Consider the following 25,686-nt stretch of genomic DNA (forward strand, 5'->3'; position numbering starts at 1 on the left):
CTCAGATGATGACGATCGCGTCGTCGTCGATGTACTGCTTGAGCTGGTCGCGGAGCGAATCGACGTAGTGGTTCACGTCGTCGTGCGATTTCAGCGTGGCGCTCGGCGGCGTCACCTCGACCCGCTTCTCCTCCGGCTCCAGGAGGCCGGCGGCGACGCGGCGTGCCGCCTGCACACGGGCGGGAATCACCAGCGTCAGCTCGTTCAGTGCCTTCAACGGCCGCGCGTCGAGCGCCGCGAGCAGCTCGTCGTGCGACGTCGCGTCGGCGGCGGCGAAGGGCTGCAGCGAGTGGGCGGCGCGGAGCTCGCCCTGCTGGTCGCCGGTCAGCCGCTGCCAGCCGTCGTCCGATTCGAGCGCCGCTCGCTCGCGCTCGTCGACCTCGGTGACCCGCGCGATCGCCTCGTCGCGGGCAGCCCGGAGCATCGAGCAGACCTGTTCGACAAGCGGTGCAACCGGGTCGGGATCGTCGAGGAGTTGGCGGCCCGTCTCGACGGCGTCGCGCTGCTGCGCCACGCCGTCGACGCCGGCAAGGCCTGTGGCGTGGGCGAGCAGGCGGTTCAGTCGGTCCCACTGGTCGAGCCTGGTCTGCCGCGCCTCGACGAGTTCCTTCCAGCGGCCGATGTCGGCCTTGAGGTCTGCCGCGTGTTCGGCGGTCTTCTTGACCAGCGCGTTGCCGGCCAGCTGCTGCAACTCGGCGACGTGGGCGGCCTCAGGGGCCGCGGGCAGCGGAGGCGCGCCGCCTGCCTGGCCGGCGAGATCGGTGACGTACTGCAGCAAGCCGCTCACAGCCGCACCCTCCTGGCCTTCTGTGTACTTCACCCCGGCCGCGGTCAGCGCTCCGCGCACCGCCATGCGCTCCTGCAGCGTCGGCGGTTCGTCCTCCTTGTAGAACGTCGCCTTGCCGATCTGTGTCGGAGGGAGTTCCTTCGGGCCGGCCACCGCCTTGCTGTCGAGCTCGGCACGAACGTGGCCGTTGGCCAACAACACCAGCAGGGCACCGTGAATCGCGTCGGACTCCCAACCGTACGGCGGCTCCTTGAGGAACTTCACGACCTCGCTGCCCTTCACCCCGCCGCCCGGGACGCGCGACAGCACCTCCTTTGTCACCGGGTTGGCGAGCACCTCGCCCGACCACCCCACCTGGGCCAGCGCGTCGCTCGCGCCGTCGCGTACCTTGCTGACGACCTTGCCCCAGCCGTCCTGGTCGGCGACGCCGAACTTGGAGAACTGACGGACGAGAGACTTCTCGGCCGCCTGCTGCACCGTCGCCCGCAACGTCGTCACGGTGAGCTCGTTCCCCCCGCCCTGGAACACTCGGGCCCCGGCGACGACCTGGTCGAACAAGGTCGTGAGCGTGCGCTCCGCATCGCGAATCCTCGACTGCATAGCGTGCTTGGCCTGCCGACCCTCGTCGGTCTGCGGTTCCGGGCGGCTGTTGACGGTCTCCTCCGCCGCAGCGTGGGTGGCGAGGGCGTCTCTGATGGCGTCGGCCTCGACCTTCGGGAGCAGGACGAAGACGACCGGGCTGTCGGGGCCGGCCGTGGCCGCTGCGTTCTTCACCGTGGTGTCGGTCACCGACCACTCGTCACGGAACCACACCGGAACGGCGTTGCCCTCGGCCGTCGGCAGGTCGTCGTCCCACTCGCGCGTGATCGACCGTGGCACCTTGGCGAGCCCCTGGTCGATCTTGATGCCACCCATCTCGGCGTCGACCGCCGTCAACAACCGACTGTGGCGAAGTGTCGCCAGACGACCCGAGTCGGCCCGGATCGCCGCACGCCGGCGGTTGTAGTCGGCGGTCCACTCCGCCCCCTCCTCGGTCTGGAGCAGGTACTGCTCGTCGATCTTGACGACACGGCCGTCGGCCACCAGATCGGCGAGCAGGGCGGGTACCTGCTTCCGCAGCTCCGCGCCGTCCTCGGCGAGATCCTCCACCAGGAGATCGGCGATCCACGGTGCGGTCGCCCGGAGCCCCGAGTCGTTGACGCCGTCCTGGGGAAGCTGGGAGATCAGGAAGATCAGCGCACAGATGCGCGACTTGAGCAGGCCCGCCGGGGTGCCGTCCTGGAGCCCGCGGATCGTCTCGTCGATCTCCTTGAGTAGCACGCCGCTCTGCTGCATGCTCGCCGCTTCCGACGTGAACACGAAGTCGCCACCGATCACGTGTCCGACCGGCTCGTCGGCCACGCTCTTCACCGCCTCGTGCACGATCTTGAGCTGAGTCCGCAGCACCCCCGCCTTGCCCGCCTTGTCGATCGACCGGAGCGTGCGCTCGAAGAAGCGGCGTCGGGTGGGCAGCAACGGGTAGTCGGCAACCAAGGTGTCTCGATCGGCGCCCTTCGCCTCGAGTCGGGTGCCGCCGAGGTGTTGATCGATCTCGCCGCTGACCCCGGCGAGCGTGGTCTTGATCGCGTCGACCTGATCGGGCTTCTTTCGCAGCACCACCTGGCGGACAACCGTCTCGACGTCGGTGTCCGAGAGCTGCACCGTGACCGAGAAGCGATCCTGCAGCTTCTGCAGGGTGGAGTTCGCGGTCAATGCCGCCTGACCGGTGGCGACCACCAACACCTGGCTGTCGAAACGCGACGAACACCCCTCGACCACGTGTTGCACGTCGAGCGCGCGGGCATTGTCGTCGTTGATGTACTGCTGCATCTCGTCGAGCACGACCAACGTGAGCGGCACCTTGCCCGGGGTCGTGCTCTGGAGCTGCAGCACCTCGTCCATGGTGTCGAGCATCTCGTCGTCGCTGATGTCGCCGACCCTCGGGTACTGGTCGCGCAGCGCCGCGGACACCTCCGCCGGGGTCGTGCCGAACGACGCCCCGGCGTCGATCAAGGCCTGGGCCAGGATCGGTGACACGTAGAGGTTGCGGAGTTCGCGATCGAACTCCTTGCCCTTCGCCTTCACGCTGTCAGCGACCTGGTCGAGCATGCCGTTCTGCCGGAGGAACAGCGCCAGTCGGGCGAGCTCGTACTGGTTCGGCAGGCCAGCGGCAGCGAAGATCACGTTGAGGAACGCCAGGCGGACGGATCCGGCGGCGCTGCTGCTCATGGTGCCGGCAGCCGACCAGATCCCGCCCTGGCGGTTACCGGCGTTCGTGAGCTCGACGAGATGCCGGTCGATGTCCGGAGTGAGTCGCGCCAGGTCACGGGCTGTGGTTCCCGACGGGAGCACCGGGTTACGCCAGAGGTACTCCAGCACCTTCATCAGGTGCGACTTGCCGCTGCCGAAGAATCCACTCACCCATGCAGCGGGCTGCTCGTCCTGGCCGAGATGGGAGAGGTACTGATCGAGGATGCGCTCCAGGCCGCGCTCGTACTCGCCCTCGCAGACGAAGCTGCGGAGTTCCCACTCCAGCGTGGACCAGGCCTTCTGGTCCTCCGGGTTGCCGACCTTGGCCACGCCTAGGTTGGGGATGTCTCCAGCGGTGGGGTCGACAGCGAAGGTGTCACGGTTCTTGAGCGTCACGGCGACGTATTCCTCAGTTCGGTTCGAATCGGGTCACGGCGGGTTCGTTTCTCGACTGGTTCGGGTGGTTGGTCATGTGCGGGCGGAGATGACGGTGGCGTGGTAGTTCCAGCCGTCCTGGGCGCCGAGGAGGCGGAAGTTGTTCCCCTCCACCTCGCCGGGGAAGAACATCAGGAGCCGACCCTCGTTGGCGTCCTCGACCGCCTCGACCAGGGCCGACATCTTCACGTGAGGGCCGAGCCCGAACAGGCTGGAGCCCCCGAGCAGGCCGATCACGGCGTCGGGGCCGGTGTGCTCCTCGACCTGCCGGCGCACCTGGTTCGCCAGATCGTCGAAGAAGCCAGCCAGCTCGGGCTCCATCAGTTCGGGTGACTCGAAGTACGCATCTCGGTAGTCGTGGGCTGCCATCCAGCGTTCGAACTCGTTGCTGACGTCGATCAGCGCCCAGCGATAGCCGGCCTCGACCGTGCGGTGCTCGAACATCGGGAGGTTGGCGCGCAGCCGGCGTTCGTCGGAGGGCGCGTACACCGCAGCCCAGACGCGTTGCGGCGGGGCGAGATTGGCCGGCCAGGGCAACTGGATGAACTGCTTGTAGCTCTGGATGAGCTGCTCGACACGGTTCACAGCAGCTGCCCTTCCATCGGTCGCATCAGCGTGCTGAAGCCGACCTCGATGACCCCGGCGCTGTGTCGGAAGTCGATGAGCGAGCGCTGCGAGGCCAACGTCGCCAACTCGAGGAGGTGCGGAACCGGCCGATCGAGCACCTTCGCCCACTCGGTGTGGAAGAGCGCCTCACCGCCGACGCCTTCGAGGTGGCCGAGCAGGAGTGCGTAGGCGACCGTCGAGGCGGTCGCGTCCGCCCGCCGCCGGCGCTTGACCTGACCGTCGGCAGGGTCGAGGTGGCCGGTCTGCTGCCACGACGAGTAGCTGTTGCGCCCGATCTTGCCAATCGTCGATGCGCTGTAGACGCCGGGGAACTGTTCCTCGGCCGCCTCGCCGAGCTCGTCGCGGTTCACCTCGTCGCCCGGCTCGCGACTGATGATGACCTTGGCGGTCGACCGGAACACGGAGTCAGTGGCGAGCGCGCAGAGACCGGCGAGCAGCGGCTGCCCCTTCGGGTCGTCGGACCAGACGTCGCGCAGCGCCCGGAACAGGATCCGGTCGTTGCTCAGTACGTAGAGCTCGCGGAGCGAGCGGAAGGTGCGCTTGCGGACCTCGGCCGTTTCCTTGCCGAGGACATTCTCTTCGATGACCGTGCGCTCGTAGTCGTCATACGTCGACCCGTACGGCGTGTTGTCGAGCAGCTGCACAAGCATGGGCACGATCAACGTGTTGGACGTGGTAGTGCCACCGCTGACGTCTGCCGGCGCGATCCCGTACTCGCTCACGATGACCTCCCCTCGCTCCACTCGATGATGTCCTGTCGCACCCACAGCCGGATGCGGCTTCCACTCAGATCGACCACGGGACGAGGGAAGTCCGCGTAGCGATTGAGGTAGGTCGTGACGCTGCTCGGATGGGAGAGACGAAGGATCGTCTGCACCTCCGCCGCGCCAATCAGCTCGCTCGCATCAACCTGCCTCCCCATCGCCGACGAGTCTAGGTTTATAGACAGTCTTTCGCAAGCGGGGTTCGCCTGTTGCCGCCGAGAGCGAGCCGCTGACGCTAGCCAGCCGGCAAACCGGGTACGTTTGCGCAGCGGAGGAGAGCACGGTGTCAGATTTCGAAGTGATCCAGGACATGATGGTTGCCAATGCGTTCGAGCCATTTATCAGGTCAATCGAGTTTCCACGTTTCAAGAATCTGGAGCCAGGGACGCGGATCGATTTCGATTCTCCAATCACGGCTTTGATCGGCCCGAACGGAACGAACAAGAGCTCGATATTGCGGGCGATACAGGCTTGTCCACAGCAGTACGACATCGGGGACTACTGGTTCGACACCCCGTTGGATCCTGTCGGCGCCGACAGCCAGCTCGGCACGCACCGGTATATCCACCGCTATCAGTTGCCGAGTGGCTCAATGGCAGAGGTCATCAAGGCTCGCGTCGGCACAGCATCCCGGGGCCCCGACTACTTCGAAACGAGCGCACCCCGTATTCGAGACGGAATGGCAAACATGCCCGATCTGACGCCAGCGTCCGATGAGCGGTTTCGCAGCAAGACTCGTTGGTCGCCGATCGAGAAGCCGGTGACCTACCTCGACTTTCGCCAAGAACTCCCTGCGTACGACATCTTCTATTTCTTCGACCTCGGGGTCGGCGCGAAGTCGGCTTCCGACAAGAAACAGCGCATCAGACGCACAAGCGGCCACATCCGTTCCGCTATTCAGAATCGTCGAACGTCGTTCAAGTGGTACGGGAACGAACGCATCATTGAACCCGCTCAAGATCTTGGGCACGACGAGCTTGATGATCTGCGTTCGATTCTCGGCAGGAAATACACCTCAGTTTCGATGATCAAACACTCCTTCTTTGGTGTACCCGGCTTTACCGCGCGACTACATACGGGCCACTCGACCTACTCCGAGGCCTATGCAGGAAGTGGCGAATTCGCAGCGACTATGATCACACGAGCGCTGCACAGCGCTCCGTCCAACAGTCTCATCCTTCTCGACGAACCCGAGACCTCACTCCATCCGGGGGCGCAGAGTCAGCTCATGCGGGTCGTGGCGAGATTGACCAAGGAACGCAAACTTCAAGTCGTTCTTGCGACGCACTCGGAACACATCGTTCGCGAACTCCCGGACAATGCGCGGAAGCTGTTAGATACCCGACCCGACACAGGCGTTGTGTATGTCGCAGCCCAGCGCGCCTCCGTTAGTGAATCCTTCGTTCGCTTGGGGTCTGCTCACGACAAGATCCAAATACTGGTTGAGGACCAACTCGCAACCGCAGTTGTCGAGCGCGCAGCGCGACTGATCGGCCCAGCAGCGCTCGGCGCCCTTCGAGTCGACCCAGTTCCGGGTGGTGCAGGAAACCTGACCAGCAGGGTGATTCCTGTTCAGGCTGCTATCGGGTCGAGTTCCATGGTTCTGCTCGACGGCGACCAGAAGCCACAACGGTCCGACGGTGTGGTGGATGCGACGGAGGACGAGCTGTTCGCGTGGGAGAGCAACCCTGGTCGCCCGACGAATGCGATGACGGAGGAGGAGGTGGACGCTGAGCTCACGACACGCTTCGGCATCAATCCATCCCTCATTGTTTCCGATGGTGGAAACGATCCGAACGCTGCAGGCAGGGCGGTTGTTCAAAAACGAGTGACGCTTGGGTGGGCCCGAACCCACGTCTTCTTCTTGCCGGGCACTTCTAATCCGGAAGCGCTGCTTTGCGGGTTCATTGGCGCCGATCTGGGGTCCACCTCACCGAAGGAATACTGGAGGGCCCTCGCAACGGAAGAGCTCGGTCTGCTCGACTCCGAGGAGGTCTCCGCTCCACAAATCCTTCATTCCCAGAAGGCTGCGCTCGCCAAAGTGACCGAGCAATCGCCGGTGATGGGCGATCTGGTGACACTTCTCCGCAGGTTGCTGGGAACGGCCGCGGCCAACCCCTAAGCTTCTCGCCGCTAACTCAGGCTCGCGCGTACGGTCCAGGCGATTGACGACGCGAGCAACGGCGGAACTGCGTTGCCGATCTGGCGTGCGATCTGAGTCTTTGTGCCGCACCACAGGTAGTCCTCCGGGAAGGACTGAACTAGCGCTGCCTCGAAGTGAGTCAGTGCCCGATTGACCCTCTTCCGGCGGCTCCGCTTCTCCCACTGCGGGTGGAGATAGCGTCCCTTCTCGGGCTTGTTGAACTCGGTACGGATCGTCACCGAGGGCTGTTCCCAACGGAGACGACCCATCACATCCGTCGTGCCGGTCTTCTTGTTCTGCCAGCACGGCGGCTGCATGTCGAATGGCAGGTCGAACCGGCCGCCACCCGGCGGGATCACGTCATAGCGCTTCAAAGACAGCTCGGTCGGATTGCGGCCGACGTGAACGTCGAGACCCTTGTACACCCCAGGCACACGCTGACCGAAGAACTCGACCGAACTCTTCGGCAGCGTCGTTGTCGGCACGTCCCAATCCACCGAGCCGATCGCATCACGGAGCGTCACCCAGGGCTCTAATCCGTCGGCGCCACCTTTTGCATGCGTGGGCGTCGGCAACGAGATCGGCCCGACGCGGGACGCGACGATGACGGTCCGCTTGCGGGTCTGCGGTACACCGAAGTCGGCGGCGTTGACGACACCCACGCTGGCGTGCTTCCATCGCTTCAGCTGGCCAGTCGTCAACTCACCCATGAGGAGATCGAACTCGGCCGACTTACAGAACCGGCCGACGTTCTCCAACACGAACACCTGCGGGTTCGCTTCGAGCACCACCCGCATGTACTCGCGCCAGAGCGAGTTGCGAGGGTCGTCCGGGTCACGGGTGCCGATCTGCGAAAAGCCCTGGCACGGCGGGCCTCCGACAACCACGTCGGCCTGGGGCACATCGACGAAGTCCGCGATGTCGCCATGCGACACTCCCGTCTCGCCAAAGTTCGCGGCGAACGAACTCGCGGCGGCCAGATCCAGCTCGTTGGCCGCGATGTGGGTGAATCCGGCGTCAGCGAAGCCCCGCGTCAAACCGCCGCACCCTGCAAACAGGTCAATGGTGGTTGGCCCGCTCATGAGTCGAACACTAGCCGGCAGGTGTACGCCGCCCGTCCACCTGGTCGAGCATGGGAGCCGTCACGCATGCCCGACCGGCTGCCGGCGCTTACCGAGGTTCGTCGTGTGAGTTGGTGGTGTCGCTGTCGTCGCTGGAGGGACTCGCCTTACGCCCGGCCAGCTTCTCGGCGAGCTTGTCCTTCGCCGACCTGGCCTGGCCCCGGGTCCCGCTGCCGAGCTGCTTGACGCTGGCCAACCCGCCGAGCCCGGTCTCGCGGGCTCTGGCGCCGGCCGACTTGGCGTGGCCGAGGGACTCGCCTCCGACGTGCTTTGCGGCGTCGACACCGGTTGACCCAACTTCGCGCACCTTGCCCCAACTCTCGGCGGCCGCCTCCTTCCATGGCCGCGCCTCGGACGAGTCGCCGGCGGACTCGACCCCAATCAACTGGCGAAACTCGTGGACTTCGGTCACGACGTAGTTGCTCGACCTGACCACCGCCGGCGACTGCACGGGATTGAGCAGCACCTTCGAGTTGGCCGTATCGACCGCCTCGGCCATGCGAAGGAGAAGTTGCTCGGTCTTTCCGGAAATGAGTTCCAAACGATCCTGCCGAGCTGCCTTCAGTCCGATGCGGTGTCGGTCGAGTTCGTCCGGGTCGGCGTCGAGCACGCGGTCGAGTTCGAGCACACCCACTGCATCGTGAAGTTCGAAGCAACGGGCCAGCACATAGAGCCACTTCTGAACGTCCGACTCAGCCTCCTTGACCACATCGGCGAGCTCGTTGAACTTGGTCTTCTCTTCGATCTTGTCGGCGAGGTCACTGAGCTGACGAACGGCGTATCCCTGCGTCTCGTTGATCGTCTGCGCAGAGCTCTGCAGCTTCGACCACGTGATCTCGGAAACCCGGCCGACCGACTCTCGGATCGTCGCCGCCTCCTTGACAGCAAGCTCGACACCGTCCATTCGGGCCAACACTTGATTCGTTTGAGCACGGAGGACGGCATCGAGCTTCTCGTCGATCGTCGCGAGATAATCCGTGATCTCGGCCATGGACTGTTCCATGGCCACCTGAGCCATGATTCCCGCGCCGCCTGCAAGTGCCGCCGGGTTGCCCACCAGTGCGGTGGGGGACTTTGCAATCTGAATCCACTGCTGGATATCGCCCGGCCGGCCGATCATCGCGTGCTTGACGCCCGGTGTCTTCGTGTCCATCAGGCCGAACTTCCTGACCTTCTGTGCTGACTCCTCCGTCAGTTTCACCCAGCGACCGGACTCCGCTGCGACGTCAGCGCCGGCCTTGGCCACCGCCGCGCCGAAGTTGAGAACCGCTCCTCGAGCCGCTCCGCTGTCGGGCGACAGACCGACCGACGCCATGAATCGTTCGACCGCCGACGAGTTCCCGATCACCGCCAAACCGTCGCCGTCGCTGATCAACTCGATCTCGTTGCCCATCATCCCGCTCCTCTGCACCGGCTCCCGCGCGCCCTGGCACGTGGAACAGTACCGGTCGCGTCCGGCCGCCTACCGGTCGACGATCCGGAAGAGTCCGTTGACTCGACGCCTCACCGACTCCCGACCGGGAACTCGGGGTGGTGCTGTCGACGGGAGTGGCAGGATGAGAGCTGTTCACGGCGCACCTGGTCGTGAACCAGGGCGAAGGAGACGGCGATGAGGGGCAACGGCAAGGCATCGAGGCTGGGCATCGCTCTCGTGGGCGCGGTGTTGCTGCAGGCCGGATGCGGGGGTTCGTCGGAGCCCGACCAGGGAGGGCTGTTCGGTCAGGCCGAGGTCGACGACGACGCATCAGACTCCGACACATCCGACGGCGGTGCCGGGGACCAACCGTCGTTCGGCGACCCGATTCCAGGTGCGCTCCCAGCCGGGCCGGTCACCGTCGCCACTGAACCGGGCCACGCGGTCGTCACCGTCGCGGATGGCTCGACCACCGACCACACTCCCGTCGGACCCGGCACCACGTTCCGGTGCGTCTTCGCCGACGATCAGATCAACCTCGACGTGCGCAGCGAACACGGCGGCATGCTGCTCACCGCACTCCGCGGCGACGACGGTTGGACCGGCCGGTTCACCGCCGACGCCGACGAAGGCGCGGCCGACGACTGGATCCAGTACTCGGCCCAACCGTTCAACGGCGAACTCGGTATCGACCACGACACCAAGACGTTGAGCTACGTCGGCTCAGCCGTCCGCCAAGACCGCAACGCCATGTCCGACGGCGACATCGACACACCGACGGTCGCCGTCACGGTCGCCGTCAACTGCGGCATCGAACCCGCCGTCATCGAGGTCGCCGACCAGACCTTCACGTTCGCTCCGTTCGAGGCCGACAGCATGACCTGCCAGATCACCGGCCCCGACTCGATCGACGTCACCCTGAACTCGCTCGGCAGCCAAGACCGACAGCTCCAGTTCGACCTTCGACCCGACGGCGACGGCGTCATCGGCGGCGTGTACGTGACCGACGGTGACGACAACTGGAGAGCCATCATCTCGACGTCGGGCGACACGGCCGGCGGCCTCTCGGTCGACGGTGCCACGGCGACGTTCACCGGCACGTTCGAGCACACGTCCGACGTCGACCCCGACCTCGCCGAGGAGTTCGAGGGGACGGCGACCGTCACCTGCCCGACCTGACGCTCGCCGGTTCAGCGCTTCCGGAGGCGAGCGGGTCCGCGATCTGCTCGAACACCCCTCTGGTACCGTTCTTGGTACCGAATTCCCCTCGTTCACGCGATCGAGGAGAACGACATGCCGGTCGACGACCGCACCCGATTGAACCTGCACCGAAAACTCGAAGCCGCACTCGGCCGAGAGGAGGCCGACACTCTGATGGCACACCTACCACCGGTCACCTGGAACGAGGTCGCCACCAAGGACGACCTCCGCACCCTCGAGACCGTCCTCACCTCTCGGATCGACGGTGCGATCTCGCAGGCGATGGAGCGTCAGATCCGGTGGATGGTCACGTTCAACACCGGGCTCGTCGCCCTCGCGCTCGCCGCCGCCCGACTGCTGCTCTGATCCACGCCGGCTGCCCGCTCACGCTGCGACAGCCCTCTGGTACCGTTTCTCGTACCGACTTCCCCTCGCTCACCTGATCGAGGAGAACGACATGCCGGTCGACGACCGCACCAGACTCAACCTGCACCGCAAACTCGAAGCGGTGCTCGGCCAACAGGAGGCCGACACCCTGATGTCCCATCTGCCGCCCGTCACCTGGCACGACGTCGCGACGAAGGACGACGTGCGCGCGTCGGAGGTGGCCGTGCGCGCCCACGTCGACGCCTCCGTCGAACGGCTCGGGACGGAGCTTCGCAGCGAGATGCACGTGCTGGGGGCTGACCTCAGGCGTGAGTTCGTCGAGGCGACGAACCGCCAGATCAAGTGGCTGGTCACGTTCGCCGCCGCATGGACGTCGGTGCTCGTCACCGTCGTCCGACTCGTCCCGTAGCCGGGCCGCATCTCACACCGACGGTGGGCCTGGCAGTGACGACGGTCCGGGCGGATTGCCCGGCACGGCGACGGGCCCAGAAAGTCTGCAACACCCGCTCGGTACCGTGGCAGTTGCCGACTTCCCCTCCCGACACGCACCTGTTCTGGAGGAACCATGACCGTGCATCCCTTCCGGCCACGCACCGCCAACCCCCGCCCCTCTGCCGATCCGACGATCGCCGACCTCGACGACGACTTCCCCGACGACTTCCACGAGGACTTCGCCACGTTCGACGATGCCGATGACTCGATGCGCCGTTTCGGGTCGCTCGACCGGCAGTACCGATATGCGCACCGGACGGTCTCCCCGACGGTGCTGGCGGCGCTCACCGACATCCAAGTCCCGGTGTGCCAGGCATTCCACTGCTCCTTCTTCGGCCTGCTCGAAGACGTCGGTGTTCTCGATGGGCTGATCGCGACTCCGAGCTTGCTCGTCGCCGGGCGCCCGGAGCGAGTAGCCGCGGCGTCCAGTTGGCTCGACGGGCACCCACCGCTCGACGTTGAGGCCATGATCGCCGCAGCAGATTCCGACGAGCCGGCAGGCGACCTCGATCTGCGGATCACCGAGACCATCAAGCGACACTCACTCGACCTGGCGGACGCTACCGGCGCGAATCCGTCGCTCACACTCGGGTCGGTGATGGCGCTGCACGATCGCGTCATCGACGAGTTCCTCGACCTCGTGTCGTCGTGCCGGATCGACGAGGTCGAGCGGCTGACCGACGTCGCGATCGATCTGCTGCGTCGCATGCCCACCTCCATCCGCCCGCTCGGTGGCGCCGTGCTCGTCCCGCTCGGCCCACGATGCGACAGCCAAATCACCGGCGTGGCGAGCCGCCCCGACACGGCGCGATATCCGAGCGTAGCGTATGACGAAGTATGATGGCTGTATGACGATGCTCAGCTTCCGCGTCGACGACGAGGACGCCGACACGATCCAACACTGGGCCGACGTGCTCGGCGTCGATCGATCAGCGCTGCTACGCGACGCCGTCCGCCTCCACCTGAACCGGCTGGCGTCCGAACACGACGCCGACCGATGGCAGGCGCTCCCCCTCACCGACGGCGAGTCGGCCCTGGCCGCGATCGCCGACTGGGGCCCGGCAGAGGATTGGGCCGACTGGGCCGACACAGGTCCAGACGAAGCGGCACGACCATGAAGCCACGACCATGAGGCACGGTGAGGTCTGGTGGGCCGCCACTCCAGGCGGCGATCGCCCAGTACTCGTCCTCACCCGAGACCCTGTCGCCGACCGCATCGGCTCGATCGTCGTCGCAGCCATCACGCGCACCGTGAGAGGCCTGGTCTCGGAGCTGGCGCTCAGCCCCGCCGACGGCGTGCCCACCGAGTGCGTCGCCAACTTCGACAACCTCCACACCATCCCCCGCGACACCTTCCGACGACGGGTCACCGCCCTCCCACCCCACCGCATGCCCGAGCTGTGCCGAGCCCTGCAAGCAGCGTCAGGCTGCTGAACCACACGCCGCGACGAGCGAGTTCAGAACGATGCCGACGCTGGACTGGCCCCCCGACTCGTCGAACCGGGTTCGCGCCATTGGGCGCACGGGCACGCCGCCACACCCCTCTGGTACCGTTCGTCGTACCGACTTCCCCTCGCTCGCCCGATCGAGGAGAACGACATGCCGGTCGACGACCGCACACGATTGACCTGCACCGCAAGCTCGAAGCCGCACTCGGCCGAGAGGAGGCCGACACCCTGATGGCACACCTACCACCGGTCACCTGGAACGAAGTCGCCACCAAAGTCGACGTCGACACCGCCGTCGACCGGCTCGGCACCCAGCTGCGCAGCGAAATGCAAGAACTCCGAACCGAGTTCGTCGAGGCGACGAACCGTCAGATCAAGTGGCTGGTCACCTTCGCCGCGGCGTGGACGTCGGTGCTCGTCACGCTCGTCCGATTCATCCCGTAGCCGCACGCGACACGTGTGCCCGATGCGGCGGAGACGAGCGGCGGGCTGACACTCGCTTGCTACCGTCCCGTCGGGAGGTTCGATTCATGCCGATGCCACTGTGGTGGGGACAGATCAACAAGCGAGTGTTCAATCCGCGGGCGCTGCGTGGCGGCAAGTGGCAGGTCATCCACCACGTCGGCCGAACGTCCGGCACGGAGTACCGCACACCACTCGAAGCGGTGCGAGTCGACGGCGGAGTGATCACCATGCTCGTCTACGGGTCGCGTTCCGACTGGGTGCAGAACGTCCTCGCCGCCGGGACCGCGAAGCTGGAGATCGACGGTGACGTCATCGACCTCGTCGACCCGGAGCTGATCACCGCCGACGAGGCCTTCGCCCGCCTGCCGCCCGAGACGAAGCGACCGCCGAAGCTGCTCAAGATCAGCGAGTTCCTCGCGATGCGAACCCTCGCCGACAACTGAGCGCCATGGTGGCGCCGTCGCCACGGGGAGGTGTGGGTTGCGATCGAAGCGCGACACGCATCGCCGATCGATCACGCAGCCCCACCTCGGAAAAGGCGGAGCTCGCGAGTCGCTCTCCGGCGTAAGGTCGATGCCCCGGCACCGATGGGAGGCGGCTTGTCGTCACCAGACCGAACCGAGCGGCAGCAGCCCCGAATCGTCCTCGTCCATGGGACGTTCGCGAGGAAGTCGCGGTGGACCTTTCCTGGTAGCGAGCTCCACCAACAGCTCTCGTCGCGCTTTCCCGATGCTCGAATCGACCGACACGAATGGAGTGGCGGCAACCGCCATCGTGCCCGCCACCGTGGCGCAGAGCGCCTCGCCCACTCGATCGACCTCGACGGACGCCCCACGGTGCTCATCGCCCACAGCCACGGCGGAAACGTCGCCCAACAGGCGCTCACCCGAGTCGCAGAGTCGGGCGAGCGAACCCGGCTGATCACGATCGGGACACCGTTCCTCGGGTACCGGGATCTTCGACACATCGAGGACATACACCGACGCCCCCTGCTCAGTTGGGGTCGGATCTCGTGGCTGACGTTCTCGGCCGCCATGGGACTCGCTCTCGCGTACGGCCTCTTGACCCTCGATCGGAAACCGGGGCCCGACCCTGAAGACTTCGCCACCTGGGTCCCGTTGGACGGGTTCACCAAGACGGTGGCGTTGCTCACGGCATCGTTCGCACTCGGGGCTGCAGCGCTGGTCGCGGTGATGATCGGCGTCACGGTCGTGAGCCTGGCCGTCGTACGGCTGCAGCCCGCCGACATCTTGCCAACGCTGCGACCCGCCCGACCACGACGGACGAGGAGTTCAGAACGCGCATCGGAGCGCGAGGCCCCCAGCACCGACCCGCGGACAACCCCGCCGGCACAGGCCCGCGGCGACGGCATGCTTCGAGCCGGACACCTCGACGAGACCGCGCTTCCTGAGATCACCATGATCCGGACGAAGGGAGACGAAGCCGCCGCACTGCTCAGGTTCGGCACACGACTCTCGTCGCTCGTCGACCGGACGCGATGGGCGGCCGACCGACTTCCGACGCTCGTGGCGCTGCCGACGTTCATGATCGGGCTCGCGGTCGTCACGGCGATGTCCATCGCCGGACCGGACGTGAACGGCCTCGCGCTCGTCGGGTGGGTCGCGCTCAGCGGGTTCCCCTCATCGGAGGTCGTGGCCTTGGTTGCCGCGCTCGCTGCGATCCCTGCAACCGTCGGCATCGCTGCCAGCGCGCTCGCGCTCCTCGAAGCAGTCACATGCGGTTTCGACGGGATCCCACTTCTGACCCGGGGCCGAGTCTCCATGTACGCCGAACCCGACCGCGTCGCTGCCGTCCACGAAGTCGAGTTGGGTCCACGCTCCGGCCGATCGCTGCGCCACTCCCGACTCCTGAGCGACGAGAACAGCATCGATGTGATCACGCGAAGCTGCGACCGCATGTTTCGGTCGCTCGGCCTGCCCAACGCCGCACCGAGCTGGCCACCGCCTCCACCGCCTGAGTAGGCGCTGCTTCACCTCGATCTCTCGTCCGGAGGCCAGGCACCCGCTGAGTCGCACATCCGCGATATCGACCGGGAGCAATCAGCCTGCACGAAGCACCACGCCGGTACGGTCACCCTGGTGAGCGTCTATCGCGATCGGATCTTGCCGCACCTCGTCGACCGGGCGTGCGGCACGCCCGAGCTGCAGGCCTGGCGCGAGCGGGTCGCCGACGGGTTGCACGGCACGGTGGTCGAGATCGGGTTCGGGTCGGGGTTGAACGTCGCCGCCTACTCCGACGAGGTCGAACTCGTGTACGCCGTGGAACCGGCCGAGGTCGCCCGCCGACTCGCCGAACCGCGCATCGCCGCCGGCAGCGTGACGGTGGAACACGTCGGCCTCGACGGCCAGAAGATCCCACTCCCCGACGACTCCTGCGACGGCGCCCTCAGCACGTTCACGCTCTGCACGATCCCCGACGTCAGCGCCGCGCTCGCCGAACTGCGCCGCGTCGTGAAGCCGGGCGGACGCTTCCACTTCCTCGAACACGGCCTCGCCCCCGACCCCGGCACCGCCAAGTGGCAACGCCGCATCGAACCGGTGCAGAAGCGGCTCGCCGACGGATGTCACCTCACCCGTGACACCGCCGCACTCGTGACCGAAGCAGGGTTCGAGCTCGAGCACGTGGCGTCGCGCTACGGCAGCGGCCCCAAACCGTGGACGTGGTTCACCGAAGGCATCGCCCGCAACCCCTGATCCCGGCCGCCGCCCCCGGGGCCCGTCTGCAAGAAATCTGCAACTTTTCGCGAGATCGACGCGCCCGTTGCCTCTTGTCCTCCAACAAGGCACCCGCCAACCCCGCCAACCCCGCCAACGGAGGCAACGATCATGTCGAACCAGCACACCAGCGTCGGAACCAAGCTCGCTTCGCTCGGAACCAACGCCCGCATCCTCACCGGCGTGGCGGGTCTCGCCGTCGCCGCCCTCGCGACCGGCACCGCAGTCACCGTCGCCAGTGGCGGCGACCAGACCGCACCCACCGAAGTGAGCGCACCAGCGACGAGCCACGAGCTGCCGACGAACCCACCGACCACCGACCCGACGAACCCACCGACCACCGACCCGACGACGGCCGACACCGAGCCGGTGGCGACGAACGAGCCGGTGGTGGTGGTGCCGGCGACGAACGAGGCCGAGTCCACGGCGAGCCCGGCGACGGCGACGCCGAACGTACCGGCCGACGAGGTCGACGAACCCGACGTGGAGGGCAACCCCGGCGAGGCACTGCCGGGCGACGGCGGGAACGACTTCACCCCCGACGACGGCAACAACGACGGCGGCGACGGCGAGGTGCCGCTCGACCCGACCGTCGACGACGTGGATCCGTGCGACACGATCGCCGACCCACAGCAACTGTTCGTCCTGCCGGCCGTGACCACGCTCGACTCGGGCGCGTTCGACGGTCACATCACCGTCCTGAACTGCTCGCCGGCACCGCTGCCGGTCGAGTTCGCCGCCGCCAACGGCATGACGTTCGACCACGATGACGCCATCCTCCCCATCGGGACGTCGACCCACACGTTCACGATCGACGAGAACTCCGTCGAGGTCGGTGCGTTCGAGTTCACCTACAAGCTGACCCAGGTCGGCTGCTGCGCCGACTACGCGAACGTGCACGGGTTCAAGCAGGGCTTCGACCCCGACTACGCCATCGACCTCTCGCTCACCGCCGGGCCCGGCCAGGGCGGGTGCAAGGCCGGCTGCATCACCAGCGCCTGGATCGAGGGCAACCAGCTCAACACCTCGGTCGAGTTGAACGTCGGCGCCAACGTCGACGCCGTCATCGACGCCTTCGTCTCCACCCAGGCACCCGTGCCGAACCAGGTCGGCGACCCGTCGATGCCCGGACTCAGCCCGGCACTCTCCAGCGGCCAACCGACGACGGCGCTCAACGGCACGCTCACCGGCCTGCAGGAACACACGCACTACTACCTGCTCGTCCGGGCCGTCGACGGCAACGGCACCTCCACCTTCGTCGGCGAGTTCACCACCGTCGAGCCGCTGGAACACCCCGACCAGTTCGGCGGCAACGACCCGAACCCGGGATGCAGCACCGGGTGCATCACCCATGCCGTCGTCGGCGCCGTCGCCGTCGAGTCGGCCCACCTCACCGTCGCCACGTCGATGCCCGCGACGATCGAGGCCTGGCTCAGCACCACACCGATCGACCAGTCCGGATCGACCCCCACGGTCACCGACCCGACCCACCACTTCACCACGCCCGCCGACTGGACGAACTGGGAACTCGCCATGAACGACCTCGCCGACGAGACCACCTACCACGTCCTCGTTCGGGCCACCGACGAGCACGGCAAGCGCGATCACCAGGTCGGCAGCTTCACCACGCTCGAGGCGCCGCCCGTCCCGGTCCGTGTCTCGGTCGATCGGATCGACGTGTCGGACAGCGGCGACGTGATCGGCCGGGGCGAGGTGCGGTTCGCCTTCGCCTACAACGGTCACCTCGTCGGTTCGATCTCGGAACAGAAGCTGAAGGACTCGGCGACCCTGCGCCCGACCGACCACAACTTCATCACGACGGCGCTCGGGAAGGACGACCGGCTGGCGAGCTTCACCACCTGGGGCGGCGAGCGTGACGTGTCGCTCGCCGGCTTCTGCGAAGCACCGATCCCCGGTGTGGCGTGCCACGGCATCAACTGGACCGCGGCGTTCGGCGGACAGCACACCCTCGCCGAGATCATGGAGCTGCCGACGTGCGGCGAGTACGGCTTCGACGGCGACGCCGCCGACGACCGCTGCGAACGGATCTCCGGCTACGAAGGCATCGGCGACTACGTGCACTTCGAGGTCATCGTCCGCTACGACATCGGCTGACCACAAGGTCGATACGGCCCCGCAGATGTCGCGTTGTGCCAGGAGGTCGAGCGGATAGGTGAGGCTCTGCCGAACCTGGCCGCTCGACACTCCCAATGGATACGGGGAGGAATCAGCGGAATGAAAAGGAGCGGAGCGACCTATCCGCTGATCCTCCAGGCACAACGCGACATCGGTCGCTGCTCGCTACCGCAGGAGGGTGCGGACCGCGGCTTCGAGCACGCGGGCCGTGAGCGCCACCTCGTCGATCGACACACGTTCGTCGACCGCGTGGGCGTGGGCGATGTCGCCCGGGCCGTACACCGCACACGCAGCCCCGGCCTCACGACGCCACAGCGCCATGTCGCATCCGTACGGCACCCCGATCGTCGCCGGCCGCGAGCCCGTCTCCGACTCGGCGGCGTCGCACAACGCCGTCACGAGTGGATCACCGGGGTCGATCGACGACGAGCCGAACGCAGCACCCGTTCGTTCGATCCTCGGCGGGTGCGCATCGAGCCACGGATCCCCCGCGATCGCCTCGCGCAGCGTGCGCTCGAACCGGGCCTCGGCTTCCTGGATCGATTCGTCGATCGTCACCCCGACCCGCAGTTCGGCGGTGAGCTGCTCCATCACGTTCGACGCCCACACGCCGCCGTGCACCACCCCGACCGTGGTCGGGTACGGCAGGCCGGTGGCCCGCATCGCCGGATTCCGCTCCGCGTCGTTGATCTCCCGTTCGAGCCGCTCGACCGCCGAGTACACGGTGAGGAAGTGCTCGAGTGCCGACTCGCCGAGCAACCTCGTCGCCGCGTGTGCGGAACGCCCCTCGACCTCGATCGTGTAGGTCAGCGCACCGCCGTGGGCCACGACGACCTGCGGGCCGTCCGGTCCCGACGTCGGCTCGGGGACGATCACCAGGTCGCCGGTCCATCCCCGGCGGATCGCCGCGAGCGTGCCGGTTCCACCGTCTTCCTCGCCCGGCACCGCGACGAATCGCAGTTCGCCGGCGAAGTCGCGGTCGCCGTCCGCGATCCGGGTGAACGCCTCGATCGCGGCGACGACCCCGCCCTTCATGTCGGCGCTGCCACGCCCGTACAGCAGGTCACCGTCGAGTTCCCCTGCGGGGTCGCGGGTCCACCTCGCCCGATCGCCGACCGGCACGACGTCGACGTGGCCGGTGAGCACCACGGTGGGGCCCGGCAGAGCGCCGGCGATGCGCGCTGCGACCACCGGGACCTCGTCGCGCTCGACCTCACGGCCCGGGTACGCCGGGTCGGCCTCGAGCTCGCGCATCGGCGTGACCCACCGGTCGACCTCGTCGGCCACCGGCTCCAACCAGGCTGTGACCAGGTCGATCGCCGGGTGTTCGTGTCCCGTCTCCGACGCCGCCGCGACCAGCGCGAGCGCCCGTTGTGCAAGATGGTCGCTCATCGGCCGTATCACTATCAGATCGCGTCAGCCCGCCGACACGCGACTGCGGTCGCAGCGGAACCGCTCGGGCCGGGTTGTTCCGTGTCGCGGCGGCTCAGCGGCAGCCGAAACCGCCGTGTTGCAGGTCGACCCACACGAGCCGGTGGTCGCTCGACGGGAACGGGAACGTGCCGACCGGGCCGAACGCCGGATCGTCGCTCGTCGGCCAGTACACCGAGGCGTCGTCGATCCGGAGCCGCTTCGACGGGAGCACGTAGTCGGCCCGGAGGTTGCCGGGAGCGCCGTCGGCGAAGTCGGCGGTGTCGAACCTCGGGTCGCTGAGGTGCGTGTCGTTGGCACCACCCTGCGCCGCAGCCTGCTCGACGGCGCCCTCGCTCGACGGGGTCGTCGTAGTGTTGACCCGCGGATGGTCGAGCAGTAGCTGCGCCGACCCGGGGATGCTGTCGCCATCGAGCGGATCGGAGTTGAGGTCGCCCGCGATCACGAACATCGTGCCCGGCTCCAACCCGCCCGAGACACCGTCGTCGTCGTAGATGTAGCTGCCTGCGTCGCGACCAGGGCCGATGTAGTCGGCCCAGAACCGGATCTCGTCGTGGTTGCGGGTGCCGTTGCGGTCTTCGGCACCGTCGAACACCGGTGGCGTCGGGTGGCTGACCAGGAAGTGCACCGTGCTGCGGCCGATCTCGATCGGCACGTCCCAGTGGCTCTTCGACGACAGCCGGAACACGTCGAGTTCCTCGGCGCTGTACCAGTCGGCGGGCGCCGCCGTCGCCGGATCGTCGGGCAGGAGCGCGCCCGGCATGTCGGCCCACCGGAAGTGCTGGAACGTGCGCACGTCGTCGTGCTCGATCGGATACATCGACAGGACCGCCATGCCGAACTGCCCCTCGAAGAAGCCGAATCCGAACGAGTCGTTCGGCACGAAGTCGCCGGCGGCACCGGAGTTGTCGAGGTCGAAACCCGAGTAGACCCCCGTGTTCGACGGAGCGATGAACGAGTACTGGTAGTCGATCGGGTCGGCGCCGTTCTGCGAGACGCCGAGGTAGTTCTGCTGGAAGAGTTCGAGCGCGGCCGGGTCGTAGTCGAACTCGTTCAGCAGGAGCACCTCGGGTCGTGCGTTCTGGATGATCTCGGCGACGGCAGCGGGCTGGGCGCTGCCGGGCACCGCCAGTTCGGTGGCCAGGTCGCCGGCGTTGTTCCGATTCAGTGACGCGTTGAACGTGGCGAATCTGACGGGCTCACGGTCGTGTGGACGGCAGCGGTTGCCGGCGTCGGCCGTGCCGCTCATGGTGGCGGCCGACGTCACGAGCAGCAGCGCGAAGGTTGCGGCGAGGCGAACGGAACGGTTCATCTGGACTCCCTGTCGGTGTGGCCGGCGACGCGAATGACGACGTCGAACTCCACCGACCACATTCGCGCCTCCCGGTTGCCGATGTGCGAGGACGAGGTGAACTCGGCTTGGAGATTTCGCGAATTCGGTCGCCGGAGCGGGCCTGCCGGGGCGTCAGAAGGGGACGGCCGCTTCGAGGAGGGGGTGGGTCGCCGGTGCTCGACCCGAGACGATCCGGCAGAACTCGAGCGCGTCGAGATCGATCACGTCGCCACCCGACCCGGCGGTGATCGTGCCGCCGGCATCGCCGGTCAGCGTGAGCGCCACCGGTTGCGTGTGCCGCGCACACCACTCCACCGCGACGTCACCGATGATCTCCCGGTCGGTCTCGTCCAGTGCCAGGGACACGCCCAGCGAGTCCGCCAGGTCGACACGATGCAGCCAGGCATCGCGGGTCAGGATCGTCGAGAGGAAGTAGTCGAAGGTCCAACGTTCGTCGATCGTCCCCATCTCGACGTCGATCCCCGCCCGGCGCCGCACGAACGCCGGCATCCGGCCGCGGCCCGTGACCGCCTTCGGCACGAGGGCGCCCATCTCGCGCACCACCTCGTCGTTCGACAACGCTGCCGTCCGCTCCACCTGCGTCGCGGTCAGCGCGTCGACCTCCTGCTCGCCGGTGCGCTGCATCCGCTGCTTGACCGAGCGCTGCTGCGACACCGTCTCGCGCAGGCTCGCGGCACTGCGCATGGCACCGACCACGTGGCCGGCCAGGTCGCGCACCGACCACCCCGCACACGGTGTGGGCGCCGTCCACGCATCGGAGGGCACCGCCGCGAAATCGTCGGCGAGGCGCCGGTAGCTCGACGCCGCGAGCACCATCCACCGGTCGAAGTCGGCAACCGGACGGAAGTCGCCCGTCCGGTCGGGTCCGGCCGTGAGATCGATCGGTGTCGCGATGGTCGTGGTCGACGTGGAAGCAAACGTCTCGGTCATGCTGTGCCCTCCGTGGTGAGTGGTGTCGTTACCGGTCGTGTCGTTGCCGGTCGTGTGGCGGTTGGTCGCGATCAGTCGTGTCGTGAAGCGAGCCGGGACGGGTAGTGGGCGAGGAACATCTCGGTCGCGTCGTCGGCGAGGCGCGCCCATCGGTCGCCGCCCGGGTCATTGCTGATCTGCTGCGACGTGAGGCCCGTCATGATCGCCGTCCACATGTCGACCGCCCGCTCGTCGACGATGCCCACCGCGGCGAGCGCGGCTCGCGTCCGGTCGATGAACGCGAGCGCCAATCCATAGCTCTCGGGACTCGGCTCCCAGTCGGGCACCGTGCGCTGGAAGAGCAGCTGATATCGAACCGGATCGTCGACGCAGAACCGGACGAATCGACGGTTGCCCTCGACGAACGCCGACCGCGGGTCGGCGTCGCCGACGTCGCCCACCCACCCGGCCGACGCATCGAGCAGCTCGCGGTACCCCTCGGCGAACATCGCGTCGTAGAGCGCCCCCTTCGAACCGAAGTACGAGTACAGCGACGACGCCTTCAACCCGACCCGCTCGCCCAGCGCCCGCAGCGAGATCACCAGCAGGCCGTCGCGTCGAGCCAATTCCCATGCGGCAGCGAGGATCTCGTCGCGGGTGGCGACGTGACGCCGCTCACGCGGCGTCGACCCGGTGGTCGGGGGCGCCTCGGCGGGATGGGGCGAGTCAGCGGCCGTGGTCGGAGAATCGAACATCATTCGTAGTATCGAACACTGTTCGGCATTTGTCAAACCTCGACCATGCTGGGCTCGACGCGAAGGCGAATCGCGACCAGATCCGGCAGGCGAAACGAGCAGTTCTCGTCGCGTAGTGTTCGGACATGCGGCCGAGGGTTCTCGTTGCGGTCGGCCTCGTGTTGGCAGCGGGGTGCGGCGCCGACGATCCGGACGACGGCGTGACGACACGGACCGAGAGCACCGCCGGGACGAGCGTCGGCGACGCCACCGTCGACGCCACCGTCGCCGGCACGAGCGCCACGACCGGCACCGCCGAAGGCGTCGGACGCACGGCGACGCCGATCCGCCTCGTCGACATCGATGATGCGGTCGCCGTCAACGTGGCGACCAACGGCACCGGTGCACCCGTCCTGGCGTGGACCGAGCACGACGCAGTGCAGGTTGCGCGGCTGGATCCCGACTCGTTCACCCTCGGCACGCCGATCGTCATCAGCGGTGAGCTGGAGCCGATCGCACATCAGATCGAGCGCCCGGCGATCTCGATCGGGCCCGATGGCATCGTCCACGCTGCGTTCACGAGCGCCGTGGGAACCGGCGGCACCGTCCAGTACGTCGACCTCGTCGGCGACACGCCGACCGCGCCGCTCCGGATCAGCGGCGAGCCCCTCCCCGAGACGAACCTCGTCCACATGACGCTCGTCGACGACACCCCGACGCTCGCCTGGCTGGAGGACTCGACGTTGTCGGTCGCCTCACCGCGCGACGGCGTACCCGCCGAAATCGAGGGGGTCGACGACCTCACCTGCGACTGCTGCAACCCTGCCCCCATCCGCCTCGGCAACCGGCTCGTCGTGGCCTACCGCAACCTCGAACGAACCGACGACGGTGTGATCCGCGACGTCTACGCCACCACCACCGGCGACGACGGAGCGACGTTCTCCGATCCGGTCCCGGTCGCCGACGACCACTGGCTCCTCGACGGCTGCCCATTCTCCGGGCCGGCCGTCGCCCAGGTCGACGACGCCCTGATCGTCGCATGGATGGACGGCCGTCAATCCCGGCACCCCGACCAGGACGGCACCACCATCTGGGTCGATCGCAGCAGCGACGGCGGGGCCACGTTCGGCACCGACGTCGCGCTCACCGACGCCGGCATCCACCGCTGGCCGATGCTCACCGTCGACACCGCCGGCACGACCCACATCGTCTGGGAAACCCAATCCGGCGACGCCGGCGGCATCACCTACAGCAGGTCGATCGACGGCGGCATCACGTTCGATCCACCCACCGTGCTCCTCCCCGACACCGACGACAGCGGCCCACGACGCGCTCCCTCCGTCGTCGCCCACGGCGAGCACCTCCTGGTCACCTGGACCGACCGCGACGGCGGCCACCTCGCCGTCTTCACCATCGCCGACCTCCCCCGCTGACCCGCCCCGACGGCACCGCTGCACCACCACACGTCGGCCCCGGCATCAACCCACGAGGGGTTCGGGGATCGAGTCCTCGAGCAGACCTTTCAGGTAGTCGTCGCTCTGGTTGACGCTCAACCTCGCCCACAGCACGTTGTGATCCGAGATCTGGTAGGTCCGCCACGTGCCGTAGTAGTCGTCGAGGTCGTCGGCCTTCTTGCCGTTCGACGATGCCAGCATCGCAGCGTCGTACTCGGCGCGGTCGCCCGTCTTGAACACCGTGTTGAACGGCTTGAACACACCGGCGTTGCGTTCGTTCGGCTGGTCCGCGTGCCGCTCGATGAACTCCAACACCCGATCGTGCGTCTTGAACGCGATCTGGTCGTAGAACTTGTCGTCGCCGGTGTTGGTCGTCCGCCGCAACGCCTCGGGCACCCTGAAGCCCGAACTCAACAGGGCCTGCATCGTCTTGTGTTCGGGGCTCACGATGTTGAAGTCGCCGAGCAGGATCATCGACCGACCCTCCGACTTCATCGAGATGTCGGCCCGGTCACCGAAGAACTCGGCCACCCGTCGGATCTCCTGCACCCGCTCATCGAGCTTCGACCCCGACGCATCGCCGAAGTAGATGTGCACCGTGCAGATGTCGAACTTGAACCAGCCCGACTGGAACGCGGCGACGAACGGCGAACGCCGGAACTGCTTCCCCGGCGGAGGCGGCGGCAACTCGTCGTCGTCATCGGTCGGCACCGCCAACGCGGCCGGTGAGATCAACAGGTGGTTGGGCAGAACGAGCTCGCCGGCGATGTTCTGATGGCGCACCTTGCGCTTGTCCCACACGTACGTCAGCCGCTCACCGTTCCCGCCGAGCGACGTGTCGGTCACCTCGGTCGCCAGGTACTCCCACTCGGGGCCGAGGATGCTCATCACACGTTCCCACTCGTCGAGGTCGTTCACCTCCTGCACCGCGACGAAGTCGAACGCCGAGATGACCTCCGCGATGTAGAAGTGCGTCTCCGGGAGACGCTCCCCGAACCCTCGCCGGTTCTTCTTGGCGAAGTCGCGAATGTTCCACGTCGCCAGCAACAGGTGATCGTCGGCGTCCATGCCGGGAACCATGCGCTCCAACGATCCGCGAAGCGCGAGCAGGCGCTCGGTGACCCGGGTCCGATCGGCCTGCTTGATCCGATACCTCAGCTGGAAGTACTGCATCGCCACCCCCGATGGTCGCTCGACGCGACCGTACCCAACCCCCGACGGCCGCTCGGCCGAATATCCACGGCGGGCACGGGCGGTCCGATCGTCCGTCTGGCCGTTCGTCTCGGAGCGAGTCGGGTGGGGCCGACCCGGTGCCGGGCGGTCATGGGTCGACGGGGTCCCCGACCACGAGTTCGTCCACT

Annotated in this window: 24 protein-coding genes; 13 read left to right on the top strand and 11 right to left on the bottom strand. The window is 67.2% G+C overall.

Features of this window, described 5'->3' with window-relative positions:
• Position 1: 1 nt before the first annotated feature.
• The 4 genes from brxC to R8G01_13365 form a co-directional block, all read right to left on the bottom strand.
• Entirely contained in the window at positions 2-3,472 is a 3,471-nt protein-coding gene (brxC, locus tag R8G01_13350) for a BREX system P-loop protein BrxC (protein ID MDW3214983.1), read from the bottom strand.
• 72 nt (positions 3,473-3,544) lie between these two features.
• On the bottom strand, positions 3,545-4,096 hold the full coding sequence (locus tag R8G01_13355) for a hypothetical protein (GenBank protein ID MDW3214984.1): 552 nt from the start codon (positions 4,094-4,096) through the stop codon (positions 3,545-3,547).
• Positions 4,093-4,788, bottom strand: a complete 696-nt coding sequence (locus R8G01_13360) for a hypothetical protein (GenBank protein MDW3214985.1) — start codon at positions 4,786-4,788, stop codon at positions 4,093-4,095. The genes R8G01_13355 and R8G01_13360 overlap by 4 nt, the downstream gene beginning before the upstream one ends.
• Before the next feature lie 68 nt (positions 4,789-4,856).
• Positions 4,857-5,060, bottom strand: coding sequence for a hypothetical protein (locus tag R8G01_13365; GenBank protein MDW3214986.1), 204 nt, complete (start codon positions 5,058-5,060; stop codon positions 4,857-4,859).
• A 125-nt stretch (positions 5,061-5,185) separates the two neighbouring features.
• Between R8G01_13365 and R8G01_13370 the strand changes: the two genes are divergently transcribed.
• The gene (locus R8G01_13370; GenBank protein ID MDW3214987.1) at positions 5,186-7,024 is read left to right on the top strand and encodes an ATP-binding protein; all 1,839 of its coding nucleotides are present in this window, start codon (positions 5,186-5,188) and stop codon (positions 7,022-7,024) included.
• A gap of 11 nt (positions 7,025-7,035) precedes the next feature.
• On the opposite strand, the gene R8G01_13375 is transcribed toward R8G01_13370, so the two are convergent.
• Both R8G01_13375 and R8G01_13380 read right to left on the bottom strand, forming a co-directional pair.
• A complete protein-coding gene (locus R8G01_13375) occupies positions 7,036-8,127 on the bottom strand; it encodes a DNA cytosine methyltransferase (protein MDW3214988.1) in 1,092 nt (363 codons plus the stop codon).
• A gap of 88 nt (positions 8,128-8,215) precedes the next feature.
• Positions 8,216-9,559, bottom strand: coding sequence for a hypothetical protein (locus tag R8G01_13380; GenBank protein ID MDW3214989.1), 1,344 nt, complete (start codon positions 9,557-9,559; stop codon positions 8,216-8,218).
• Between the two features lie 216 nt (positions 9,560-9,775).
• Between R8G01_13380 and R8G01_13385 the strand changes: the two genes are divergently transcribed.
• The 11 genes from R8G01_13385 (at position 9,776) to R8G01_13435 (ending at position 18,422) form a co-directional block, all read left to right on the top strand.
• Positions 9,776-10,759 (top strand): hypothetical protein, encoded by a 984-nt coding sequence (locus R8G01_13385; protein MDW3214990.1) that lies wholly within the window; start codon positions 9,776-9,778, stop codon positions 10,757-10,759.
• A gap of 114 nt (positions 10,760-10,873) precedes the next feature.
• On the top strand, positions 10,874-11,146 hold the full coding sequence (locus R8G01_13390; protein MDW3214991.1) for a hypothetical protein: 273 nt from the start codon (positions 10,874-10,876) through the stop codon (positions 11,144-11,146).
• A gap of 91 nt (positions 11,147-11,237) precedes the next feature.
• On the top strand, positions 11,238-11,576 hold the full coding sequence (locus R8G01_13395; GenBank protein ID MDW3214992.1) for a hypothetical protein: 339 nt from the start codon (positions 11,238-11,240) through the stop codon (positions 11,574-11,576).
• Positions 11,577-11,732: 156 nt separating this feature from the next.
• Complete coding sequence (locus R8G01_13400; protein ID MDW3214993.1) at positions 11,733-12,500, top strand: hypothetical protein; 768 nt, start codon at positions 11,733-11,735, stop codon at positions 12,498-12,500.
• Between the two features lie 7 nt (positions 12,501-12,507).
• On the top strand, positions 12,508-12,777 hold the full coding sequence (locus R8G01_13405) for a ribbon-helix-helix domain-containing protein (GenBank protein ID MDW3214994.1): 270 nt from the start codon (positions 12,508-12,510) through the stop codon (positions 12,775-12,777).
• Between the two features lie 10 nt (positions 12,778-12,787).
• Positions 12,788-13,093, top strand: coding sequence for a type II toxin-antitoxin system PemK/MazF family toxin (locus tag R8G01_13410; protein ID MDW3214995.1), 306 nt, complete (start codon positions 12,788-12,790; stop codon positions 13,091-13,093).
• 245 nt (positions 13,094-13,338) lie between these two features.
• Positions 13,339-13,551: a hypothetical protein gene (locus R8G01_13415; GenBank protein MDW3214996.1), complete on the top strand. Its 213-nt coding sequence runs from the start codon at positions 13,339-13,341 to the stop codon at positions 13,549-13,551.
• A gap of 86 nt (positions 13,552-13,637) precedes the next feature.
• Positions 13,638-14,015, top strand: a complete 378-nt coding sequence (locus R8G01_13420) for a nitroreductase family deazaflavin-dependent oxidoreductase (GenBank protein ID MDW3214997.1) — start codon at positions 13,638-13,640, stop codon at positions 14,013-14,015.
• Between the two features lie 393 nt (positions 14,016-14,408).
• The gene (locus R8G01_13425) at positions 14,409-15,554 is read left to right on the top strand and encodes a hypothetical protein (protein MDW3214998.1); all 1,146 of its coding nucleotides are present in this window, start codon (positions 14,409-14,411) and stop codon (positions 15,552-15,554) included.
• Positions 15,555-15,671: 117 nt separating this feature from the next.
• Entirely contained in the window at positions 15,672-16,286 is a 615-nt protein-coding gene (locus R8G01_13430; GenBank protein ID MDW3214999.1) for a class I SAM-dependent methyltransferase, read from the top strand.
• 132 nt (positions 16,287-16,418) lie between these two features.
• Positions 16,419-18,422, top strand: a complete 2,004-nt coding sequence (locus R8G01_13435; GenBank protein ID MDW3215000.1) for a hypothetical protein — start codon at positions 16,419-16,421, stop codon at positions 18,420-18,422.
• A 186-nt stretch (positions 18,423-18,608) separates the two neighbouring features.
• Here R8G01_13435 and R8G01_13440 read toward each other — a convergent pair whose 3' ends face one another.
• The 4 genes from R8G01_13440 to R8G01_13455 all read right to left on the bottom strand — a co-directional run bounded on the left by R8G01_13440 (position 18,609) and on the right by R8G01_13455 (position 22,892).
• Positions 18,609-19,835: a M20/M25/M40 family metallo-hydrolase gene (locus R8G01_13440; GenBank protein ID MDW3215001.1), complete on the bottom strand. Its 1,227-nt coding sequence runs from the start codon at positions 19,833-19,835 to the stop codon at positions 18,609-18,611.
• A gap of 94 nt (positions 19,836-19,929) precedes the next feature.
• Complete coding sequence (locus R8G01_13445; protein MDW3215002.1) at positions 19,930-21,186, bottom strand: endonuclease/exonuclease/phosphatase family protein; 1,257 nt, start codon at positions 21,184-21,186, stop codon at positions 19,930-19,932.
• A gap of 153 nt (positions 21,187-21,339) precedes the next feature.
• The gene (locus tag R8G01_13450) at positions 21,340-22,158 is read right to left on the bottom strand and encodes a maleylpyruvate isomerase family mycothiol-dependent enzyme (protein ID MDW3215003.1); all 819 of its coding nucleotides are present in this window, start codon (positions 22,156-22,158) and stop codon (positions 21,340-21,342) included.
• A gap of 71 nt (positions 22,159-22,229) precedes the next feature.
• The gene (locus tag R8G01_13455; GenBank protein ID MDW3215004.1) at positions 22,230-22,892 is read right to left on the bottom strand and encodes a TetR/AcrR family transcriptional regulator; all 663 of its coding nucleotides are present in this window, start codon (positions 22,890-22,892) and stop codon (positions 22,230-22,232) included.
• A gap of 125 nt (positions 22,893-23,017) precedes the next feature.
• Between R8G01_13455 and R8G01_13460 the strand changes: the two genes are divergently transcribed.
• The gene (locus R8G01_13460; GenBank protein ID MDW3215005.1) at positions 23,018-24,304 is read left to right on the top strand and encodes a sialidase family protein; all 1,287 of its coding nucleotides are present in this window, start codon (positions 23,018-23,020) and stop codon (positions 24,302-24,304) included.
• A gap of 45 nt (positions 24,305-24,349) precedes the next feature.
• Here R8G01_13460 and R8G01_13465 read toward each other — a convergent pair whose 3' ends face one another.
• The gene (locus R8G01_13465) at positions 24,350-25,498 is read right to left on the bottom strand and encodes an endonuclease/exonuclease/phosphatase family protein (GenBank protein ID MDW3215006.1); all 1,149 of its coding nucleotides are present in this window, start codon (positions 25,496-25,498) and stop codon (positions 24,350-24,352) included.
• Positions 25,499-25,686: the final 188 nt, after the last annotated feature.

The sequence above is a fragment of the Ilumatobacteraceae bacterium genome (assembly GCA_033344875.1).
GTDB lineage: Bacteria > Actinomycetota > Acidimicrobiia > Acidimicrobiales > Ilumatobacteraceae > Ilumatobacter.

What these genes read in the sequence shown, in the direction of transcription:
- R8G01_13460 (MDW3215005.1), top strand. Translation starts at nt 23,018, where the DNA reads ATGCGGCCGAGGGTTCTCGTTGCGGTCGGCCTCGTGTTGGCAGCGGGG.
- R8G01_13365 (MDW3214986.1), bottom strand. Translation starts at nt 5,060, where the DNA reads ATGGGGAGGCAGGTTGATGCGAGCGAGCTGATTGGCGCGGCGGAGGTG.
- R8G01_13415 (MDW3214996.1), top strand. Translation starts at nt 13,339, where the DNA reads ATGGCACACCTACCACCGGTCACCTGGAACGAAGTCGCCACCAAAGTC.
- R8G01_13385 (MDW3214990.1), top strand. Translation starts at nt 9,776, where the DNA reads ATGAGGGGCAACGGCAAGGCATCGAGGCTGGGCATCGCTCTCGTGGGC.
- R8G01_13465 (MDW3215006.1), bottom strand. Translation starts at nt 25,498, where the DNA reads ATGCAGTACTTCCAGCTGAGGTATCGGATCAAGCAGGCCGATCGGACC.
- R8G01_13450 (MDW3215003.1), bottom strand. Translation starts at nt 22,158, where the DNA reads ATGACCGAGACGTTTGCTTCCACGTCGACCACGACCATCGCGACACCG.
- R8G01_13405 (MDW3214994.1), top strand. Translation starts at nt 12,508, where the DNA reads ATGACGATGCTCAGCTTCCGCGTCGACGACGAGGACGCCGACACGATC.
- R8G01_13440 (MDW3215001.1), bottom strand. Translation starts at nt 19,835, where the DNA reads ATGAGCGACCATCTTGCACAACGGGCGCTCGCGCTGGTCGCGGCGGCG.
- R8G01_13390 (MDW3214991.1), top strand. Translation starts at nt 10,874, where the DNA reads ATGCCGGTCGACGACCGCACCCGATTGAACCTGCACCGAAAACTCGAA.
- R8G01_13410 (MDW3214995.1), top strand. Translation starts at nt 12,788, where the DNA reads ATGAGGCACGGTGAGGTCTGGTGGGCCGCCACTCCAGGCGGCGATCGC.
- R8G01_13435 (MDW3215000.1), top strand. Translation starts at nt 16,419, where the DNA reads ATGTCGAACCAGCACACCAGCGTCGGAACCAAGCTCGCTTCGCTCGGA.
- R8G01_13400 (MDW3214993.1), top strand. Translation starts at nt 11,733, where the DNA reads ATGACCGTGCATCCCTTCCGGCCACGCACCGCCAACCCCCGCCCCTCT.
- R8G01_13360 (MDW3214985.1), bottom strand. Translation starts at nt 4,788, where the DNA reads ATGCTTGTGCAGCTGCTCGACAACACGCCGTACGGGTCGACGTATGAC.
- R8G01_13420 (MDW3214997.1), top strand. Translation starts at nt 13,638, where the DNA reads ATGCCGATGCCACTGTGGTGGGGACAGATCAACAAGCGAGTGTTCAAT.
- R8G01_13375 (MDW3214988.1), bottom strand. Translation starts at nt 8,127, where the DNA reads ATGAGCGGGCCAACCACCATTGACCTGTTTGCAGGGTGCGGCGGTTTG.
- R8G01_13380 (MDW3214989.1), bottom strand. Translation starts at nt 9,559, where the DNA reads ATGGGCAACGAGATCGAGTTGATCAGCGACGGCGACGGTTTGGCGGTG.
- R8G01_13395 (MDW3214992.1), top strand. Translation starts at nt 11,238, where the DNA reads ATGCCGGTCGACGACCGCACCAGACTCAACCTGCACCGCAAACTCGAA.
- R8G01_13445 (MDW3215002.1), bottom strand. Translation starts at nt 21,186, where the DNA reads ATGAACCGTTCCGTTCGCCTCGCCGCAACCTTCGCGCTGCTGCTCGTG.
- R8G01_13455 (MDW3215004.1), bottom strand. Translation starts at nt 22,892, where the DNA reads ATGTTCGATTCTCCGACCACGGCCGCTGACTCGCCCCATCCCGCCGAG.